The 18,540-nt window shown below is 71.8% G+C and carries 19 protein-coding genes; 4 read left to right on the forward strand and 15 right to left on the reverse strand.

Translation table 11 applies throughout. The features are described 5' to 3' along the window. Positions 1-159: 159 nt before the first annotated feature. The 3 genes from ACO1X9_RS07530 to fdhD form a co-directional block, all read right to left on the reverse strand. Positions 160-423, reverse strand: a complete 264-nt coding sequence (locus ACO1X9_RS07530) for a phosphoribosyl-ATP diphosphatase (protein WP_486350205.1) — start codon at positions 421-423, stop codon at positions 160-162. A 9-nt stretch (positions 424-432) separates the two neighbouring features. Further along, on the reverse strand, positions 433-2,700 hold the full coding sequence (locus ACO1X9_RS07535) for an FdhF/YdeP family oxidoreductase (protein WP_486350223.1): 2,268 nt from the start codon (positions 2,698-2,700) through the stop codon (positions 433-435). Between the two features lie 83 nt (positions 2,701-2,783). Beyond that, complete coding sequence (gene fdhD, locus ACO1X9_RS07540; protein WP_486350206.1) at positions 2,784-3,650, reverse strand: formate dehydrogenase accessory sulfurtransferase FdhD; 867 nt, start codon at positions 3,648-3,650, stop codon at positions 2,784-2,786. A 55-nt stretch (positions 3,651-3,705) separates the two neighbouring features. On the opposite strand from fdhD, the gene mobA reads away from it, so the two are divergent. Genes mobA through ACO1X9_RS07555 form a run of 3 tightly spaced genes read left to right on the forward strand, consistent with a single transcriptional unit; the run spans position 3,706 to position 5,644 of the window. Then, complete coding sequence (gene mobA, locus ACO1X9_RS07545; protein ID WP_486350207.1) at positions 3,706-4,284, forward strand: molybdenum cofactor guanylyltransferase; 579 nt, start codon at positions 3,706-3,708, stop codon at positions 4,282-4,284. Further along, a complete protein-coding gene (locus ACO1X9_RS07550) occupies positions 4,281-4,550 on the forward strand; it encodes a DUF6457 domain-containing protein (protein WP_486350208.1) in 270 nt (89 codons plus the stop codon). The genes mobA and ACO1X9_RS07550 overlap by 4 nt, the downstream gene beginning before the upstream one ends. Continuing rightward, positions 4,547-5,644, forward strand: a complete 1,098-nt coding sequence (locus tag ACO1X9_RS07555) for a molybdopterin molybdotransferase MoeA (RefSeq protein WP_486350209.1) — start codon at positions 4,547-4,549, stop codon at positions 5,642-5,644. The genes ACO1X9_RS07550 and ACO1X9_RS07555 overlap by 4 nt, the downstream gene beginning before the upstream one ends. 8 nt (positions 5,645-5,652) lie before the next feature. On the opposite strand, the gene ACO1X9_RS07560 is transcribed toward ACO1X9_RS07555, so the two are convergent. Genes ACO1X9_RS07560 through fmt form a run of 5 tightly spaced genes read right to left on the reverse strand, consistent with a single transcriptional unit; the run spans position 5,653 to position 9,484 of the window. Beyond that, the gene (locus ACO1X9_RS07560) at positions 5,653-6,021 is read right to left on the reverse strand and encodes an FKBP-type peptidyl-prolyl cis-trans isomerase (RefSeq protein ID WP_486350210.1); all 369 of its coding nucleotides are present in this window, start codon (positions 6,019-6,021) and stop codon (positions 5,653-5,655) included. Positions 6,022-6,033: 12 nt separating this feature from the next. Further along, positions 6,034-6,567 carry an NUDIX hydrolase gene (locus tag ACO1X9_RS07565; protein WP_486350211.1) on the reverse strand — a complete coding sequence of 178 codons (534 nt, stop codon included), beginning with the start codon at positions 6,565-6,567 and terminating at the stop codon, positions 6,034-6,036. Continuing rightward, positions 6,512-7,201, reverse strand: a complete 690-nt coding sequence (gene rpe, locus ACO1X9_RS07570; protein WP_486350212.1) for a ribulose-phosphate 3-epimerase — start codon at positions 7,199-7,201, stop codon at positions 6,512-6,514. The genes ACO1X9_RS07565 and rpe overlap by 56 nt, the downstream gene beginning before the upstream one ends. A gap of 22 nt (positions 7,202-7,223) precedes the next feature. Beyond that, positions 7,224-8,573 carry an RsmB/NOP family class I SAM-dependent RNA methyltransferase gene (locus ACO1X9_RS07575; RefSeq protein ID WP_486350213.1) on the reverse strand — a complete coding sequence of 450 codons (1,350 nt, stop codon included), beginning with the start codon at positions 8,571-8,573 and terminating at the stop codon, positions 7,224-7,226. Continuing rightward, positions 8,570-9,484 carry a methionyl-tRNA formyltransferase gene (gene fmt, locus ACO1X9_RS07580; RefSeq protein WP_486350214.1) on the reverse strand — a complete coding sequence of 305 codons (915 nt, stop codon included), beginning with the start codon at positions 9,482-9,484 and terminating at the stop codon, positions 8,570-8,572. Before fmt ends, ACO1X9_RS07575 begins: the two co-directional genes overlap by 4 nt. Positions 9,485-9,538: 54 nt before the next feature. On the opposite strand from fmt, the gene ACO1X9_RS07585 reads away from it, so the two are divergent. After that, positions 9,539-11,053 (forward strand): M16 family metallopeptidase, encoded by a 1,515-nt coding sequence (locus ACO1X9_RS07585; RefSeq protein ID WP_486350215.1) that lies wholly within the window; start codon positions 9,539-9,541, stop codon positions 11,051-11,053. 8 nt (positions 11,054-11,061) lie between these two features. Here the strand turns inward: ACO1X9_RS07585 and ACO1X9_RS07590 are convergent, their stop codons facing one another. From ACO1X9_RS07590 to ACO1X9_RS07620, 7 genes are all read right to left on the reverse strand, one after another. Next, positions 11,062-13,002, reverse strand: coding sequence for a primosomal protein N' family DNA-binding protein (locus ACO1X9_RS07590; protein WP_486350216.1), 1,941 nt, complete (start codon positions 13,000-13,002; stop codon positions 11,062-11,064). A gap of 21 nt (positions 13,003-13,023) precedes the next feature. Next, positions 13,024-14,214, reverse strand: a complete 1,191-nt coding sequence (gene metK, locus ACO1X9_RS07595; protein WP_486350217.1) for a methionine adenosyltransferase — start codon at positions 14,212-14,214, stop codon at positions 13,024-13,026. A 28-nt stretch (positions 14,215-14,242) separates the two neighbouring features. Beyond that, the gene (gene coaBC / locus ACO1X9_RS07600) at positions 14,243-15,430 is read right to left on the reverse strand and encodes a bifunctional phosphopantothenoylcysteine decarboxylase/phosphopantothenate--cysteine ligase CoaBC (protein ID WP_486350218.1); all 1,188 of its coding nucleotides are present in this window, start codon (positions 15,428-15,430) and stop codon (positions 14,243-14,245) included. Between the two features lie 16 nt (positions 15,431-15,446). Next, the gene (rpoZ, locus tag ACO1X9_RS07605; RefSeq protein ID WP_486350219.1) at positions 15,447-15,704 is read right to left on the reverse strand and encodes a DNA-directed RNA polymerase subunit omega; all 258 of its coding nucleotides are present in this window, start codon (positions 15,702-15,704) and stop codon (positions 15,447-15,449) included. A gap of 18 nt (positions 15,705-15,722) precedes the next feature. Next, positions 15,723-16,619, reverse strand: a complete 897-nt coding sequence (gene gmk / locus ACO1X9_RS07610; protein ID WP_486350220.1) for a guanylate kinase — start codon at positions 16,617-16,619, stop codon at positions 15,723-15,725. Beyond that, positions 16,616-17,428 carry an orotidine-5'-phosphate decarboxylase gene (gene pyrF / locus ACO1X9_RS07615; RefSeq protein ID WP_486350221.1) on the reverse strand — a complete coding sequence of 271 codons (813 nt, stop codon included), beginning with the start codon at positions 17,426-17,428 and terminating at the stop codon, positions 16,616-16,618. Before pyrF ends, gmk begins: the two co-directional genes overlap by 4 nt. Next, positions 17,425-18,540 (reverse strand): ATP-binding protein (locus ACO1X9_RS07620; RefSeq protein WP_486350222.1); only part of this gene is annotated, 1,116 nt, incomplete at its 5' end. The genes pyrF and ACO1X9_RS07620, both read right to left, overlap by 4 nt.

Consider the following 18,540-nt stretch of genomic DNA (forward strand, 5'->3'; position numbering starts at 1 on the left):
GCGTAGCCCGCCTCGCGGAGCATCTCGACGGCGGTCTCGGAGAGGGTGCCCTTGTTGGGCACGGCGATGCGGAGCATCCTGGCGTCTTTCGTTCGGAGTTGTCGGGGTCTGCGTGGAGGTCTCGACACGCGGCTGCGCCGCTACTCGACCACCGAGTTCCTACAGATGTCGCCCGACGTCGGCGAGTGTGATGTTCTTCGCGAGCATGAGCACCTGCAGGTGGTACAGCAGCTGCGAGATCTCCTCGGCGGTCTTGTCGTCGCCCTCGTACTCGGCCGCCATCCACACCTCGGCGGCCTCCTCGACGATCTTCTTGCCGATCGCGTGCACTCCGGCGTCGAGCAGTTCGACCGTACGGGAGCCGTCGGGACGGTCGACGGAGGTGCGCGTCAGCTCCTCGAACAGTCCGTCGAACGTCTTCACTCCCCCAGGCTACCGGGCGGCGGCGGTCGCCCGCGCCGGGACGAGTCGCACGATGACGCCCTTCGAGACGGGCGTGTTGCTCTGCTCCGCGGCGCTGTCGAGCGGCACGAGCACGTTCGTCTCCGGGTAGTACGCGGCCGCGCAGCCTCGGGCCGTCGGGTACTCGACGACGCGGTAGTTGCGCACGACGCGCTCGCGTCCATCCGTCCACACCGTGAAGATGTCGACGCGTTGCCCGTCGTCGAGCCCGAGCTCGGCGATGTCGTCGGGGTTCACGAAGACGACGTCGCGGCCCTTCTTGATGCCGCGGTACCTGTCGTTGAGCGAGTAGATCGTCGTGTTGAACTGGTCGTGCGAGCGGAACGTCTGCAGGATGAGCGTGCCCTCGGGGCGCTCGAGGTGCTCGAGCTCGTTCACGGTGAGGATCGCCTTGCCCGTGCGGGTGGCGAACGTGCGCGAGTCGCGCGGACCGTTGGGCAGGATGAAGCCGTCCTTCTTGCGGATGTCGACGTTGAAGTTCTCGAATCCGGGCACGACGCGCGAGATGCGGTCGCGGATGACGTCGTAGTCGGCGACGAAGGCATCCCAGTCGATCCCGTGGCGGTCGCCGATCGTGGCCTTGGCCATGCCGGCCACGATCGCGACCTCGGAGAGGAGGGTGTCGGCGACCGGTCTCACAGCGCCGTGGCTCGCGTGCACGGCGCACACGCTGTCCTCCACCGAGACGAACTGCGCGCCCGTCGCCTGCAGGTCGATCTCGGTGCGGCCGAGGGTCGGCAGGATGAGCGCCTCCTCGCCCACGACGACGTGCGAGCGGTTGAGCTTCGTCGACACCTGCACGGTGAGGTCGGCGCCGCGCATCGCGGCCTCCGCGACGGCGGTGTCGCTGATCGCGCCGACGAAGTTGCCGCCCATCGCGATGAACACCTTGACGTCGCCGCGCGCGAGCCCCGACACGGCCTGCAGGGCGTCGTGGCCATGCTTGCGGGGCACGGGGAAGCCGAACTCCGTCTCGAGCGCGTCCATGAAGGGCTCCGGCATCCGCTCGAAGATGCCCATCGTGCGGTCGCCCTGCACGTTCGAGTGCCCGCGGATCGGCGAGGCGCCCGCACCGGGCTTGCCGATGTTCCCGCGCAGCAGCAGCAGGTTGATGATCTCCTTGATCGTCGAGACGGCCTTCTTGTGCTGGGTGATCCCCATCGCCCACGTGATGATCACCCGGTCGGCCGCGAGGTACGCCTCGGCGAAGGCATCCAGCTCCTCCGTCGTGAGCCCGGTCGCGGCGAGCACCGCGTCGTCGTCGACGTTGCGGATGTGCGCCGCGAACGCGTCGAAGTCGGAGACGTGCTCGGCGAGGAACTCGTGGTCGAGCACCGCGCCCGGGTTCGCCGCCTCGGCCTCGAGCACCTTCTTCGACGTGCGCTGCAGGAGCGCCATGTCGCCGGCGGCGCGGATCTGCAGGAACTGGTCGGCGATCGCCGTGCCCTTGCCGAGGATGCCGCGCACCTTCTGCGGGTTCTTGTAGCGGATGAGCCCCGCCTCGGGCAGCGGGTTCACGGCGATGATCTTGCCGCCGTTCCGCTTGCACTCCTCGAGCGCGCTGAGCATGCGCGGATGATTCGTGCCGGGGTTCTGGCCGAGGACGATCACGAGGTCGGCCTTGCCGAAGTCGTCGTAGGCGATCGTGGACTTGCCGATGCCGACCGTCTCGCCCATGGCGGTGCCGGTCGACTCGTGGCACATGTTGGAGCAGTCGGGCAGGTTGTTGGTGCCGAAGGCCCGCACGAACAACTGGTACAGGAACGCCGTCTCGTTCGCCGTGCGGCCGCTCGTGTAGAAGGCCGCTTCATCGGGGCTCCCGAGGGCGTTCAGGCGGTCGCCGATGAGGGTGAACGCGCTCTGCCACGAGATCGGCTCGTAGTGGTCGGAGCCCGCCCGCTTGTAGACGGGCTCGGTGAGGCGCCCCTGCTGGCCGAGCCAGTACTCGTCTTTGTCGAGCAGCGAGGTGAGCGAATTCTCGGCCCAGAACGCACGCGGCACCGTGATCGGCGTCGCCTCCCACGTGACGGCCTTCATCCCGTTCTCGCAGAACTCGAGCGTGTTGCGGTGGCCCGGGTCGGGCCACGCGCAGCTCATGCAGTCGAAGCCGTTCTTCTGGTTGATCGTGAGCGCGAGCTTGGCGGTGCGCGCGACGCCCATCTCGAGCAGCGCGGGCTCCATGGAGTTGAGGATCGCCGGCACGCCCACGGCCCACGGCTCGTGATGGCCGATCTCCATGTCGGGATACGGGTCGGTGAAGGTCTCGACCTCGGTCACCTCGGCCCCGCGTCGCACGGGTGCTCCGGGAGTGGTGTCCTTCGTCATGCGAGTACCTCCGTGCGGATCTGGATGCGGTGCTCGCCGGCGTAGACCACCATCGAGCGGCCGCGCAGGAAACCGACGAGCGTCATGCCCTGCTCGTGCGCGAGGTCGACGGCGAGCGACGACGGCGCCGACACCGCGGCGAGCACCGGGATGCCGGCCATCGAGGCCTTCTGCGTGAGCTCGAAACTCGCCCGGCCCGACACCTGCAGCACCATGCCGGTGAGGGGCAGCATCCCCTCGCCTTGCGCCCAGCCGATGACCTTGTCGACCGCGTTGTGGCGTCCGACGTCCTCCCGCAGCACGAGCAGTTCGCCGGTTCGGCCGTCGAAGAGCGCGGCGGCGTGCAGGCCACCGGTCTTCTCGAAGACGTCCTGGCCGGCGCGCAGGCGATCGGGGAAGGTCGTCAGCAGTTCCGCGTCGACCTCGAGCGGGTCGGCGGCGACCGGGTGATGCGACGCGGTGCGCACGGCGTCGATGCTCGCCTTGCCGCACAGGCCGCACGAGGAGGTCATGTAGAAGTTGCGCTCGAGGCTGGGGTCAGGCGCTGCCACCCCGCGACCGAGCGTCACGTCGAGCACATTGAAGGTGTCCTCGCCGCTGTCGTCATCGCGCCCGGCGCAATAGCGGATCGCGGCGATGTCGGTCGCGTGGGCGACGACGCCCTCCGAGATGAGGAATCCCGCGGCGAGGTCGAAGTCGTGACCCGGGGTGCGCATCGTGATGCTGAGAGACTCTCCGCCGACGCGGATCTCGAGCGGCTCCTCGACGGCGAGCACGTCTTCTCGTCGGGAGACCGTCGACTCAGCGCCCTCGACGCCCAGGGTGATCCGGGTGATCCGCTTCCTCGCGGTGATTCGTCCCATGGGAAATACCTATCACGATAGTTAGTGCCCCGACCGCGCCGCTTAGAGTGTCCGCATGGTCATCGACGCCCTCATTCTCGCAGGGGGACGCTCGTCGCGGCTGGGTGGTTCCGCCAAGCAGAATCTGCGCCTGTCGGGCCGCACCCTGCTGGAGACCACCGTGGACGCCGTCCGTGAGGTGGGGGCGCGCCAGGTGGTCGTGGTGGGCGACGAGGCGATGGATGGCGTCGTCGCGGTGCGCGAAGAGCCGCCGTTCGCCGGGCCGGTCGCGGCCATCGCGGCGGGACTCGAGGCGCTCGGAGACGCGCCCGACGCCGTGCTCGTGCTCGCGTGCGACATGCCGTCGATCCGCACGGCGCTGCCCTCTCTCGTGGTGTCGTACCCCGGCGACGGCGTCATCGCGGTCGACCGGGATCGTCGCCAGCAGCTCGCGTTTCTGGCGTCGTACGGCGCCCTGTCGCTCGCCCTCGCGGCCCGACCGACGGTCGTCGATGCCTCCGTGCGCGCGCTCCTCGCAGCCCTCGACCTGACCGACGTGATCGTGCCGGACGGCGCGACCGACGACATCGACACGTGGGAGGACGCCGAGCGGTTCGGCATCCCTCACCCGAACCCCGTGGGGAGCACGACATGACGAACGACGACGACTTCGAGGCGGTGCTCGGGGCCTGGGCCGACGAGGTGCGGGAGGCCCTCGGCATCGACGCCGAGGTCGACGTGAAGGCCGTGCTCGGGCTCGCCGGGGTCGCCGCGCACGCGGTGCTGCGTCCCGCCGCGCCGCTCACGACCTACCTCGTCGGCTTCGCAGCGGGGCGTGCCGCCGCGTCGGGAGAAGACCCCGCTGCGGCCGCCGCCGAGGCGACCCGCGTCGCGCGCGAGCTGGCGGCGAAGCGGTCGTGACGCATCCCGGTCGCCTCCCCTGGGCGGAGGCGCGCACCCGCGCGGCCTCGGCCGCGCGCCGGCTCGGCGTCGAGGAGGTGGCGCTCGCGGAGGCGGTCGGGCGCGTGCTCGCCCGGGACGTCGCGGCGGCGATCGACGTGCCGCATTATGCCTCCGCGGCGATGGACGGCTGGGCGGTCTCCGGAGCGGATCCCTGGTTGCTCGGGGAGACGGCCGTGCCGATCGTCACGGGCGGGCTGCTCCCGCCGGGTGCCGACCGCGTGCTCGCGAGCGAGGACGGCCGGGTCGACGGCTTTACGCTGCACGCCGTGCGGGAGGGGCGTCGCGACCACGTCCGCCCGCCGGCAGAGGAAGCCCGCGCGGGTGAGGTGCTCGTTGCGGCGGGGACACGGCTCTCCCCCGCGCACGTCGCGCTGGCTGCGGCCGCGACGGCCGACACGGTGTCCGTCGCGATCACCCCGCGCGCCGCGACGGTGTTCACCGGCGACGAGGTCGTCGTCTCGGGTGTGCCCGATCCCGGTCGCGTGCGCGACAGCTTCGGCGCGACCGTTCCGGCGATCCTCGGGATGCTCGGCGCAGCTCCTGGGGGTTCGTCCCGGATCGCCGACGACCGCGAGGCCACGGTCGCCGCGCTTCGGGATGCCGATGCCGACCTCGTCGTGACGACCGGCGGTACGGGTGGCTCGCACGCCGACCACGTACGCCGAGCGCTCGACGAGCTCGGCGCCGACTACCTCGTGCCGGGACTGGCGTCGAGGCCCGGTGGCCCGACACTGCTCGCGCGACTTCCCGACGGGAAGCTCGTGCTGGGGCTCGCCGGCAACCCGCTCGCGGCGATGCTCGGCCTGCTGTCGCTCGGCGACGTGCTGATCGCGGGCTTCACGGGCCGCTCGGTGCCCGCGCTGCTGACGCTGCCTATCCCCGATTCGGTGAAGCGGCATCCCGCAGCGACGCGGCTCGTGCCCGTGCGGGCGGGGCTCGATGAGGTGGCCTGGACCGGATCGGCCATGATGCGCGGACTGGCCGCCGCCACCGGGGTGCTCGTGGTACCCCCGGTGGGCGACGGCCAGCTGCTGGAACTGCCCTGGGTCTGACGCGGCGGTTACCGCACGCCCAGGAGGTCGATCACGAACACGAGGGTGCGACCCGAGAGGCGGTGTCCGCCACCGGCCGGTCCGTAGGCCCAGGCGGGCGGGCAGACGAGCTGGCGGCGACCGCCGACCTTCATGCCCGGGATGCCCTCCTGCCAGCCGCGCACGAGCCCGTTGAGCGGGAACTCGATCGACTCGCCACGGCCCCACGACGAGTCGAACTCGTCGCCCGTCTCGAAGTCGACGCCCACGTAGTGCACGCGCACGTTGGCGCCCGGCGTGGCTTCGGCTCCGTCGCCGACCTCGAGGTCGGTGATGACGAGCTCGGTCGGCGCCGGCCCTTCGATGAAGTCGATCTCCGGCTTGGTCTTGTCAGTCATCCCTCCAGCTAATCAGAGTGCCGTAAGGCGTGCCGCGGCGCGCCAGACCTCGGAGAGATCTTCCGGGAAGGCGAGCGGCGCCTCCTCAGCGAACTCTCCCTGCGTCCACCACCGGCTCTCCAGGTGCGACCGCTGCTCGAGGTCGGTCAACTCGGTGGCCACCGGGTCGAAGCGCGGCAGACGCACCGCGAAGTACCGCTCGGTCTGCACGAGGAAGATGCCGTCGAGCGGGAACTCGGCGGTGCGCTCGCCGGGCAGCGTGACAAGGTGGTCGGCGATCGCGCCGGTCTCCTCGGTGAGCTCCCGCCGCGCGGCCTCCTCGAAGGTCTCGCCCGGTTCGAGGCCGCCGCCGGGTGTGAACCACCACGACCCGTCGTCGGGTCGAGCCGGGTCGAGTCCGCGGATCAGCAGGAGCGCGTCGTCGAGATCGAGCACGAGCAGTCGCGCGGCACGGCGCCGGACGACGGGTGGGTCAGCGTCGACCCCATACTCAGTGGCGATGCCGAGCCGCCGTCTCGCGCAACTCCGCGATCGCGGCCTCGACATCCCCGGCTCCGTAGACCGCCGACCCGGCGACGAACGTGTCGGCTCCGGCCTCTGCCGCCTGACCGATCGTGTCGAGCGCGATCCCGCCGTCGACCTGCAGCCACACGTCGACCCCGGCCGCGTCGATCGCGGCACGGGCCGCGGCGACCTTCGGCATCATGTCGGCCATGAAGCTCTGGCCGCCGAACCCGGGCTCGACGGTCATGACGAGAATCTGGTCGAACTCGGGCAACAGCTCGAGGTAGGGCAGGAGATCCGTGCCCGGCTTGACCGCGAGACCCGCGCGGGCGCCGATCTGCCGCAGCCTCCGCGCGAGCACCACCGGATCGTCGGTCGCCTCGGCGTGGAACGTCACCGAGAACGCCCCGAGCTCGGCGTAGCCAGGGCCCCAGCGGTCGACGTCGGAGATCATGAGGTGCACGTCGAGCGGGATCGGCGAGACCGCCTGGATGCGGCCGACCATCTGCGGCCCGAAGGTCAGGTTCGGCACGAAGTGGTTGTCCATGACGTCGACGTGCACGGCGTCGGCGGTCGCGATGCGCGCGATGTCCGACTCCAGGTTGACGAAATCCGCCGCCAGGATGCTCGGCTCGATCCGCACGTCGCCGCCGTCCTGAGCCTGTCGAAGGGTCACGCCTCCACCCTAGGGTGACGCCTCAGGGCCTCGTGAGCAGCTGGATGAACATGGCATCCGTGCCGTGCCGGTGCGGCCAGAGCTGCAGCGCGGGCCCGACTCCGGTGCCGAGCTCGGTCGTCGCGATCCCCTGCACGATCACCCGGGTGTCGAGCGCGACGAGACCGGCGTGCCGCGCGAGCGCCGCCGCGACGACCTCGCGGGTTTCTGCCGGGTGCGGCGAGCACGTCACATAGGCGAGAAGACCCCCGGGTGCGAGCGCCGCGACGGCGGCGTCGAGCAGCCGCGTCTGCAGAGCGACGAGCTCCGGCACGTCCTCAGGCTGCTTGCGCCAGCGCGCCTCCGGTCGTCGCCGCAGGGCGCCGAGCCCGGTGCAGGGCGCATCGAGCAGGATGCGATCGAAGCCGCCGGGGTCGCTCGTGCCGAACCGCGCCGCGTCGCCCTCGACGACCTCGGGGGCCGGATCGAGCACCGCGAGAGCCTTGCGCACGAGACCGGCACGTACGGGAACGAGTTCGTTGGCGACGAGGGTCGCACCGCCGAGCGCGGCCTCCGCGGCGAGAAGCGCCGCCTTGCCGCCCGGCCCGGCGCACATGTCGAGCCAGCGCTCCCCCGGCCTCACCTCGCGTGCCCGCGAGAGCGCGAGCGCGGCGAGCTGCGATCCCTCGTCTTGCACGCGACCGCGGCCCTCCCGCACGGCGGCCACGGCCGACGGGTCACCTCCCGGCGCGCGCGCGGCCGTCGGCGAGACCCCTCCGGCCTCGCCCAGCTCCGCGACGTCGGCGTAGCCGGGCAGCGCGACGAGCGACACCGCGGGGGCGACATTGTCGGCCGTGAGCAGCTCGGCGAGCTCCGCGCCCCGCCCGTCGGCCTCGAGTGCCTCGCGCAGCACGGCGACGACCCACTCGGGATGCGAGTGCTCGGCGGCGAGTCGCTCATCACCCTCGAGCCCCTCGAGGATCCGCGCATCCCACTCCTCCGGCGACGACCGCGAGACCGTGCGCAGCACGCCGTTCGCGAACCCCGTCGCGCGCCGGGGCGCGAGCGCGACGGTGTCGCCGACGGCGGCGTGCGGCGGGATGCGGGTCGCGAGCAACTGGTGGATGCCGAGCCGCAGCACGTCGAGCACGTCCGGGTCGATCGCGCTCGGCTCCCGCCCGGCGACGAGCCGCACGATGCGGTCGTAGCGGCCCGACATGCGGAGCGTCCCGTAGGTGAGCTCGGTGGCGAGCGCAGCGTCGGCGGGGCTCAGGCGGGCCTGCGCGATGCGGGCCGGGAGCAGGAGGTTCGCGTAGGCATCGTCGTCGCGCACGGCGGCGAGCACCTCGGCGGCGACGCGACGCGCCGGGGCCGCCCGGGTCGCGCCGCTCACGCGCGCCCCCGCCACCAGTCGGACGCCGGCATGGCGCGCTTGCCCGCGGGGTGGACGGTCACGAGGTGCAGCGGCTCGGTGGCGGTGCCCACGAGCAGCCGTCCACCGCGCAGCTCGAACTCTCCCGAGGGAAGCGCCGCATCGCCATGCGCGATGGCCGCGTCGAGCACCTTGAGCCGCTCATCGCCGAGCAGCGTGAACGCTCCCGGCTCGGGGGTCGTGCCCCGCAGCCGCGCGTCGAGCTCCGCGGCCGGGCGCGACCAGTCGAGGCGTCCGTCGGCGAGCTCGAGCTTTGGCGCGAGCGTGACCTCTCCGGACTGCGCGACACCCAGTGCGGTGCCGTCGGCGAGAGCATCGATCACGCCGGTCAGCAGCTCAGCACCGGACTCGGCGAGCACCTCCAGCAGATGGCCGGCCGTCTCGTTCCGGCCGATCGGCTGCTCGAGAGTCGCATAGACGTCGCCGGCGTCGAGCTCGGGCACGAGCTGGAACACGGCCGCGCCGGTCACGGTGTCGCCCGCGATGATCGCCCGCTGCACCGGGGCGGCGCCGCGCCACCGCGGCAGGAGCGAGAAGTGCAAGTTGATCCAGCCGAGCCGCGGCGTCGACAGCAGCGGCTCACGGATCAGGCCGCCGTAGGCGACGGTCACCCCGAGGTCGGGACGGAGGGCAGCGAGGTCGGACTCGAGCAGCCCGATCCTGTTTGCCTTCAGCACGGGGATGCCGAGCTCACCGGCCACGTCGGCGACCGGTGTGGCGGTGAGGACGCGCTTGCGGCCGAGCGGCGCATCCTCGCGCGTCACGGCGGCGACGATCTCGTGGCGGGAGGCGGCGAGGGCGCGAAGGCTCGGGACGGCGGCCGCCGGGCTGCCGGCGAAGACGATTCTGAGGGGTGCGGATGCGGTAGACACTGGTTCCGATTCTGCCTGGTGCGGAGGCTCGCGGCGTTCCGCCATGATGTCTGCATGGATCAGGGCTTCGCGCCGACGACCACATTCGTCGACGGCATCCCCGTCGTGTCGGCAGCCCTGGAGCCCGTCGCCACGGCCACGCTGTTCTTCGCCGTCGGCTCTCGCGACGAGACGCCACGGACGGCGGGAGTGGCGCATCTCATCGAGCACGTCGTCATGCGTCGAGTCGGACCGGTCTCCGCACCGCACAACGCCATGACCGACGCCGACTCGATCCGCTTCTTCGTGTCGGGCTCGAATTCGGAGATCACCGACTTCCTCCGACGCGTCTGCGAGGCGGTCTCCTGGCTCGGCGAGTGCGGCGAGGACGACGTCGCGCCCGAGCGTCGCACGATCGGCACCGAGCTCGGACCGGGCGGCGAGGAAGGCGCGATCGGTCCGCTCTTCCTGCGCTACGGCCCCATCGACATCGGACTCATGGACCTCGGCCAGCCCCCGCACCGGACCCTGCCGGTCGAGGCCGTGCACGCCTACGCCCGACGTCATCTGCACCGCGGGAATGCCGCCGTGACGATCACCGGCGCGGTTCCTGACGACCTGCGCCTGCCGCTGCCCGACGGGGAGCGTCGCCCTCCCCGGGAGACGCCGCCGACTCTTCGCACCGACCTGCCGGGCTGGTCGGTGGCGGCCGGCGGGCCGGTGGTGATCAACGTCGAGCTGAGGGCCGCACCCGCGTGCGGCCTCCTCACTCAGAGCGTGATCCAGGCGTTCCTGCTGCGCGAACTGCGCGCCGAGCGTCACCTGGTCTACTCGCCGGGCACGATCGTCCTCACCCTCGACGACGATCTGGCGAGCCTCACGATGGTGCTCGATCCCGCCCAGAGTGACGCTCCCGCCGCGCTCGACGCCGCGATCCGGGGACTTCGGGCGATGGCGGAGACCGGTCCCGACCCGCGCGACCTCGAGCACGCGCGGGAGAGCATCAGGTCGGGTACCGCGCACACCGCCGCGCGGGTGGACTGGCTGATGTACGTCGCCTCGTCCGAGGCGCGGGGGCGAGGTGACGAGGTCGCGGCCTACGACGACGAGGTCGCGAAGGTCTTGGCCGTCGGGTCCGACCAGGTGAAGGATGCTCTCGCTGACGCCCTGCCGTCGGTCATGGTGACGGTCGCATGGCCCGACTTCCCCGCCGACGTGCCGGAGGCGCTCGGCATCCCGCCGATGACGCCTCCGCGGGAGCACGTGCCGGAGCGGTTCGGCAACGTCTTCACCGGTGCGCTCACTCAGGCCTTCGCTCTGCTGTCGCCGAGGTTCGGCAAGGGACTGCGCGGCTACTCTCTGTTCGTCAGCGACGACGCCATCGCCGAGGTCGGACCCGACGGCGTCTTCGAGGCACCGCTGGCGGAGGTCGTGCTCGCGGGGCGTCGGAGCGACGGAACGCTCAACCTCGTACTGAGCTCCGGACGGATGTTCTTCGTGCGACCGTCCGACTGGCGCGACCAGGGCGGTCGTCTCGCTCGGGCGATCGAGAGCATCCCGGCCGAGCTCTTCTACGAACGGGCCGACTGACCCGGCCGCTACTCGTCGAACGGCTCCGGGTCGTCGAAGCGTCCCCGCAGCGGCAGCGGCTGACGACCACGCGGCGGCTGCCCGGGAACGGGCCGCCGTCGTTTCGTCGCCTGACGGATGACCTCGGCATGCACGACCTCCGCGATCGCGGAGCCGTCGCGGTAGTCGAAACGCAGGATGGCCCGCGCGCGACCCGCCGACAGCGTCGTCCCGAGTACTTCTGCGGTCGGCGGCAGCAGCGCGACCGCCTCCTCGACGGCGTCCGGAGCACCCTGGAGGGTCGCCATCCGCACCGCGGGCGGGAAGCGCAGCTCGCGTCGTCCGGCGTACTCGGTGCGCGCGAAGTCGGGCTGGCTCCATCCGGCCAGGGCGTGGCCGAGCGCTCCCCCGACCCCGACGAGCACGACCGACCCGTCGTCGGCGGTGAGCGCCGCCGCATCGGACCACCAGCGCAGGCAGTCCTCGGCGACGCGGAGACTCTCCCGCGCCAGCATCCGCTCGCCGTCGAGCAGCAGCACGCACGCGTAGCCGCCGGGAGCGAAGGGTTCCGCACCACGGGTCGCGACGACGAGAGCCGGCTTGCCGTCGACCTCGAGCAGCGGACGTTCCCCGTCGGACACGAGCACTCGGGTGTTCGGGAACGCCCGGCCGAGCTCGTCGGCGGTGCGGGCGCTGCCGGTTCCCGTGGTCTGCAGCTTCGTTCCGCGGCAGTTCGAGCAAGCCCAGACGCGGTGGGTCGTGCCGCACCACGTGCACGTCGGCGGTGAACCGGCCGCACGCTGTCGCAGCGGCCCCGTGCAGCGGGCGCACCGCGCCGGCTCGTGGCACTGGGCGCACCGCAGACCGGGGGCATATCCCGGGCGCGCGACCTGCACGAGCACCGGGCCGCGCGCGAGTGCTGCGCGCGCCTCGCGATAGGCGACCGACGGGATGCGCGCGCGGGTCGCCGCCGGGTCGTCGCCCGGGCCGTCGGCGGTCGGGATGACCTTGATCCGCACGAAGCGCTTCGGACCGAACTCCTGGAGCCATCCGATCTCGACCAGACGGTGCACCTCGGTGCTGCGCGTGTGGCCTGCGAGCACGAGCGCGCCGCCCTGCTGTTCGTGTCGCACGAGCGCGGCGTCGCGGGCATGCACGTAGGGCGTGAGCGGCTCCCCGAGCAGAGGGCCGCCGTCGTTCCAGAGGGCGAGCAGCCCGAGCCGCTCCGCGGGGGCGTAGACGGCCGAGCGGTTGCCGACGACGACCGCCGGGCCGCTGCCCGCCGCCAGCAGCGCACGGTAGCGGTCGGCGTTGGGCTGACGGGAGTCCCAGCGCAGCACGAGCGACGCGGGCACGAGGTCACGCAGGGCCCGCTCGAGCTGATCCTGGTCGCGATGGTCGGGGGCCACGAGGATGGCGGTGCGACCGCCGGCGAGCGTGCGCGCGGCCGCACGGGCGAGCAGATGCGCCCAGCGGGTCGCCGGCCCGCCGGCTCCGATCGCGACACCCGGCTGGGCGCGCAGCGCGACCCGCGCATCCGCGTCGAGCGCGTCCGCGAGCCCCGGGTAGCCGTCGAGAGCCGGGGCCTCGACCGTCGGCGTCTCGTCGGGGGTGCGCGCGAGCCAGGCCTTCTCGACCCGCACCTGCCGCGGCGGGATCGCGAGGCGCAGCACATCGTTCGCCGCTCCCGCCGCGCGGTCGGCCACCGCCCGGGCGAGCCGCCACACCTCGGGCCGCAGCACCGGAACCGGCGAGACGACGGCGGCGACGTCGCTCAACGGCCCGGGGTAGTCGGCGTCACCGGCGAGCTCGACGACGTAGGCCGTCGCCAGACGCTTCGCGCTGCGCAGCGGCACCGAGACTCGGATGCCCGGCTCGACCCCCGTCATCCCGTCGGGGATGCGGTAGTCGAGCAGCCGGTCGAGTTGGGGCAGCGGAGAGTCGACGAGGCCCCGTGCGACTCCCGCCATGCAGTGGCCCCTTCGGCTAGCTCAGAGCTTCGCGGCGGCGCGCAGCTCGTCGACCCGACCCGTGGTCTCCCAGGTGAACTGGGGCAGCTCGCGGCCGAAGTGGCCGTACGCGGCGGTCGACTGGTAGATCGGCCGGAGCAGCTGCAGGTCGCGGATGATCGCGGCCGGACGCAGGTCGAAGACCTCCTGGATCGCCTCGATGATGACGTCGTCGGAGACGTGGCCCGTGCCGAACGACTCGACGTAGAGCCCCACGGGTGAGGCGGCGCCGATCGCGTACGCGACCTGCACCTCGAGACGGTCGGCGAGCCCCGCCGCGACGGCGTTCTTCGCGACCCAGCGCAGCGCGTAGGCGGCCGATCGGTCGACCTTCGACGGGTCTTTGCCCGAGAAGGCTCCTCCCCCGTGACGCGAGGCGCCACCGTAGGTGTCGACGATGATCTTGCGACCGGTGAGCCCGGCGTCGCCGTGCGGCCCACCGATCTCGAAGCGGCCGGTGGGGTTGATGAGGATGCGGGCGTCGGCCGACGGCAGATCGAGCAGCTCGAGCACGGGGCGGATGACGAGACGCTCGACCTCGGCGCGGAGGTCGGGGGTGGAGATGTCGGGCGAGTGCTGGGTCGACACGACGACGGTCTCGACGGTGGCGGGCTTCGTGCCGTCGTAGCCGATCGTCACCTGCGTCTTGCCGTCGGGGCGGAGGAAGTCGACGAGGCCGCTGTGGCGCACTTCGGCGAGCCGCTCCGACATGCGGTGCGCGAGCCAGATCGGCAGCGGCATGAGCACATCGGTCTCGTTCGTGGCGTAGCCGAACATGATGCCCTGGTCGCCCGCGCCCTGCTTGTCGAGGTCGTCCGCGCTCGTCCCCTCGCGAGACTCGAACGCGTGGTCGACACCCTGCGCGATGTCGGGCGACTGCGCGCCGATCGAGATCTCGACGCCGCACGAACGACCGTCGAACCACACGTCCGAACCCGTGTAGCCGATGTCGGTGATCGTCTTGCGCACGATGCCGGGGATGTCGACGTAGCTCGAGGTCGTGACCTCGCCCGCCACGTGCACGAGGCCGGTCGTCACCATCGTCTCGACGGCGACACGAGCCGCCGGGTCGCTCGCGAGCATCGCGTCGAGGATCGCGTCGCTGACCTGGTCGCAGATCTTGTCGGGGTGACCCTCGGTGACGGACTCGGACGTGAACAGACGAAGGCTCAACGGAAACTCCGGGGAATCGGCGGGTGGATCAGGAGAGGAGATCCAGGATGCGGTGAGCGACGGACTCTTTCGAGCCGGAGGCCTCGGTCACTCTATCGCCCGACCCGGACAGGACGACGACGGCGTTGCCCTCGGTGCCGAAACCTTCGGTCCAGCCCACCCTGTTGACGACGAGCAGGTCGACACCCTTGCGGGCGGCCTTGGCCCGCCCGAGTTCGAGCAGTTCGTCGCCCTCGGCCGTCTCGGCGGCGAAACCGATGATGACCTGTCCCTCGCGCCGCGCCGCGGTGAGCTCCTTGAGGATGTCGGGATTCCTCACGAGTCGCAGGTCGAGCACGTCGCCCTGCGTCTCCTTCTTGATCTTCCCGGCGGCGACGGTCTCGGGCCGGTAGTCGGCGACGGCGGCGGCCATGACGACGACGTCGGCGGTCGCCGCCTCTTCGTGGGCGGCATCCCTCAGCTCGGCCGTGGTCGAGACGTGGCGCACGCTGAACGGGGCGGCCTCGTCGCGCAGCACGCCGTCGTCGATGTTCGCGACGACGAGCACGACGTCGGCTCCACGCGCGGCGGCCGCCCGGGCGATCGCGACCCCCTGCTTGCCGCTCGAGCGGTTGCCGAGGAAGCGCACGGGATCGAGAGGCTCACGCGTGCCGCCCGCGGTGACGAGGATGCGGCGGCCGGCCAGGTCGCGCGGGCCGACGACGGCGAGGGCGGCGGCGACGATGTCGTCGGGCTCCGACATCCGTCCCGCCCCGGAGTCGGTGCCGGTGAGCTGTCCGGAGGCAGGCCCCACGACGTGCACTCCGCGATCGCGCAGGGTGGCGACGTTGGCGACGGTCGCGGGATGCCGCCACATCTCGGTGTGCATCGCGGGAGCGATCACGAGCGGCGCCGTGCTCGCGAGGATCGTGTTGCCGAGGAGGTCGTCGGAGATCCCCGCGGCGAGCTTCGCGATCGTGTTCGCGGTCGCCGGGGCGACGACGACGAGGTCGGCGCGCTGGCCGATCGCCACGTGGCGCACCTCGGCGACCCCGTCGTAGAGGTCGGTGTGCACGAGGTTGCGGCTGATCGCCTCGAGCGTCGGACGCCCGACGAATCGGAGCGCGTTCTCGGTCGCGACGACGTGCACGTCGTGGCCCGCGAGCACGAGGGCGCGCACGACGCCGACGGCCTTGTAGGCCGCGATGCCGCCGGTGATGCCGACGACGATGTTCATGAACGGGGCGGAGTCGTTACTCGGCGAGCGGCTTGAGGACGAGCTTGTCCTCGTTGATCTCGTGCATCGCGACCGAGAGCGGCTTGTCGTCGATCATCGAGTCGACGAGCGGGCCGACGTTGTCGAACAGCGAACCCTCGTGCAGGTCGGCGTAGTAGTCGTTGATCTGACGGGCGCGCTTCGACGCGAAGATCACGAGCTGGTACTTGGAGTCGACCTTCGAGAGGAGTTCGTCGATCGGCGGGTCGATGATGCCGCTGGTGCGGTCGGCCATGGGATTCTCCCTAAGTTGTCAGCGCCCGGACGCAGGCACATCCAGCAATTCTACGACCTCGCGCGCCGCTTGGCCGACATCGTGGTTGACGATCTTCACATCGAACTCATCTTGGGCGGCCAGTTCGACCTTCGCGGTCTCGAGTCGACGCGCCTGCTCCTCGGGGCTCTCGGTGCCGCGACCGATGAGTCGGCGCACCAGTTCGTCCCAGGTCGGCGGCAACAGGAAGACGAGCAGTGCCTCCGGCATCCGCTCACGCACCGAGCGCGCGCCCTGCAGGCCGATCTCGAGCAGCACGCTCTTGCCGTCGGCGAGGGCCCGGTCGATCGGCGGCCGCGGCGTGCCGTAGCGGGACCTGTTGTGCACGACCGCGTGCTCGAGGAACTCGCCGCGCGCGATCATCGCGTCGAACTCCGCATCGCTCACGAAGTAGTAGTGCTCGCCCTCGATCTCACCGGGGCGCGGCGGCCGCGTGGTCGCGGAGACGCTCAGCAGCACATCGGGGTACTGCTCGCGGATGTGCCGCGAGACCGTGCCCTTGCCGACGGCGGTCGGCCCGGCGAGCACGACGAGCCGGCTGCGGGGCGACGCTCCGGACTCGCGCCCGGTGAGGTACTCCCGCAGCTCGGTCCGTTGCCGGGATCCGAGACCTCCGACGCGCTTGGAGTCGGAGATGCGCAGGTCTTGCATGATGCGCGCCGCACGGGTCGGCCCGAGGCGCGGGATGCTGCGCAACAGCTCGCTCACCCGCAGTGTCGCCTCGGGGGCGGTCGGCTCCCCCGCCCACGCGGTCTCCGCCACGTCGAGGGCGGAGCGTTCACGGCTCGTGATCTGGCGCTTCACCTCGGCTCGCGCACGCCGCGCCGCGACGGCAGCGCGAGAGCCTGCGATCCTGTCGACCTCGGGCGGCTTCATGCCGAACTCGCCCGCAGCTCGTCTTGCGTGCGAGCGATCTCGTCGCCGATCCCCTCCGGCCCGGCACCGAGGATCGACCGCGAGTAGCTCGCCATCACCTGGGGCGCCGCAGCGCCGAAGACGCGGCGAAGGTCTGCGGCGGTGGCGCCCTGTGCGCCATAGCCGGGCGCGAGGATCGGCACGCCCGCCAGCGAGTCGAGGGTGATCTCGACGTCGGCGAGGTCGACGGTCGCCCCGAGGACGACACCACCGGTGCCGCCGAGGGCGCGGATGTCATCCACGAGCGCTCGCGCGACCGTGCGGCCGTCCGCGCGACGCGCCTGCTGGGTCGCGGCCGCCTCCGGGTTGGACGCCGCCGTCACGACGATGACGCCCTTTCCCGCTTCGGCGGCTCGCGCGAACACCCCGTCGAGCGACCCGAGCCCCTGGTAGGCGTAAGCGGTCATCGCGTCGGCTTCGAGCGGCGAACCCGGAGCGAGCCAGGCATCGCCGTACGCGTCGACGGTCGAACCGATGTCGCCGCGTTTGCCGTCGGCGATCACGACGAGGCCCGCGGCACGCCCCGCACGGATGGTCTCCTCGAGCGCGGCGAAGCCGGCTGCCCCGAACCGCTCGAAGAATGCCACCTGCGGCTTCACGACGGCGACGCGACCCGCGGCCGCCTCGACGACGCGCAGCCCGAACTCGCGCGCCCCGTCGCCGCTCACCGGCAACCCCCACCGCTCGAGCAGGGGAACGTGCGGGTCGATGCCGACGCACAACGGTCCGATCTCCCGCAGGAGCGGCAGCACGCGCGCGGCGAAGGTCATCGAGCGGCCCGATCCTTCGCGTAGTCCTGCAGCGACTTCACCCGGATGCCGCCCCGCGCCGCCTCGAACGACGCGACCGCGGCGCCGAGCTGCGCGATCGTCGTGAACAGCGGCTTGTCGGCGGCGACCGTGGCGGTGCGGATCTCGAACCCGTCGGCGCGCGCGCTGCGGCCCGAGGGGGTGTTGATCACGACGTCGATCTTCCCATCGTTGATGAGTTCGACGATCGACGGATCGCCCTCGACGGTCTCCTGGCCCATGAAGAACTTGCGCACCGTCGTGGCCTTGATGCCGTTGCGCGCGAGAACCTCGGCGGTGCCGCCGGTCGCGACGATGTCGAACCCGAGCTGCGAGAGCCGCAGCACCGGCAGCACGATCGCGCGCTTGTCGCGGTCGGCGACCGAGACGAACACCGTGCCCGACTCCGGGAGCCCTCCGTAGGCGGCATCCTGGCTCTTCGCGAACGCCCGGGGGAAGTCGGCGTCGATGCCCATGACCTCGCCGGTCGAGCGCATCTCCGGCCCGAGCACGGAGTCGACGATCTGCCCGTCGCGCGTGCGGAACCGCTTGAACGGGAGCACCGCCTCCTTCACCGAGACGGGCGAGTCGAGCGGCACACGCTCGCCGTCCTCGGCGGGCAGCAGCCCGTCGGCGACGAGCTCGCGGATACTGCGGCCGGCCATCACGAGCGAGGCCGCCTTGGCGAGCGGGATGCCGAGCGCCTTCGAGACGAACGGCACCGTGCGTGAGGCCCGCGGGTTCGCCTCGAGCACGTAGAGCACGCCCGCGCCGATCGCGAACTGCACGTTGAGCAGCCCCCGCACCCCGATCCCCTCGGCGATGAGGCGCGTCGCCGCGACGACGCGGTCCTGCACGTCGCGTCCGAGCGTGACGGGCGGCAGGGTGCACGCCGAGTCACCGGAGTGGATGCCCGCTTCCTCGATGTGCTCCATGATCCCGCCGACGGAGAGCTCGGTGCCGTCGTAGAGCGCGTCGAAGTCGATCTCGAGGGGGTCGTCGAGGAAGCGGTCGACGAGCAGCGGCGAGCCGGGGCCGATGATGGCCTGCTCGCGCACCCGGTCGAAGTAGTCCTCGAGGCTCGGGGTGTCGTA

The sequence above is a fragment of the Pseudolysinimonas sp. genome (assembly GCF_057350545.1).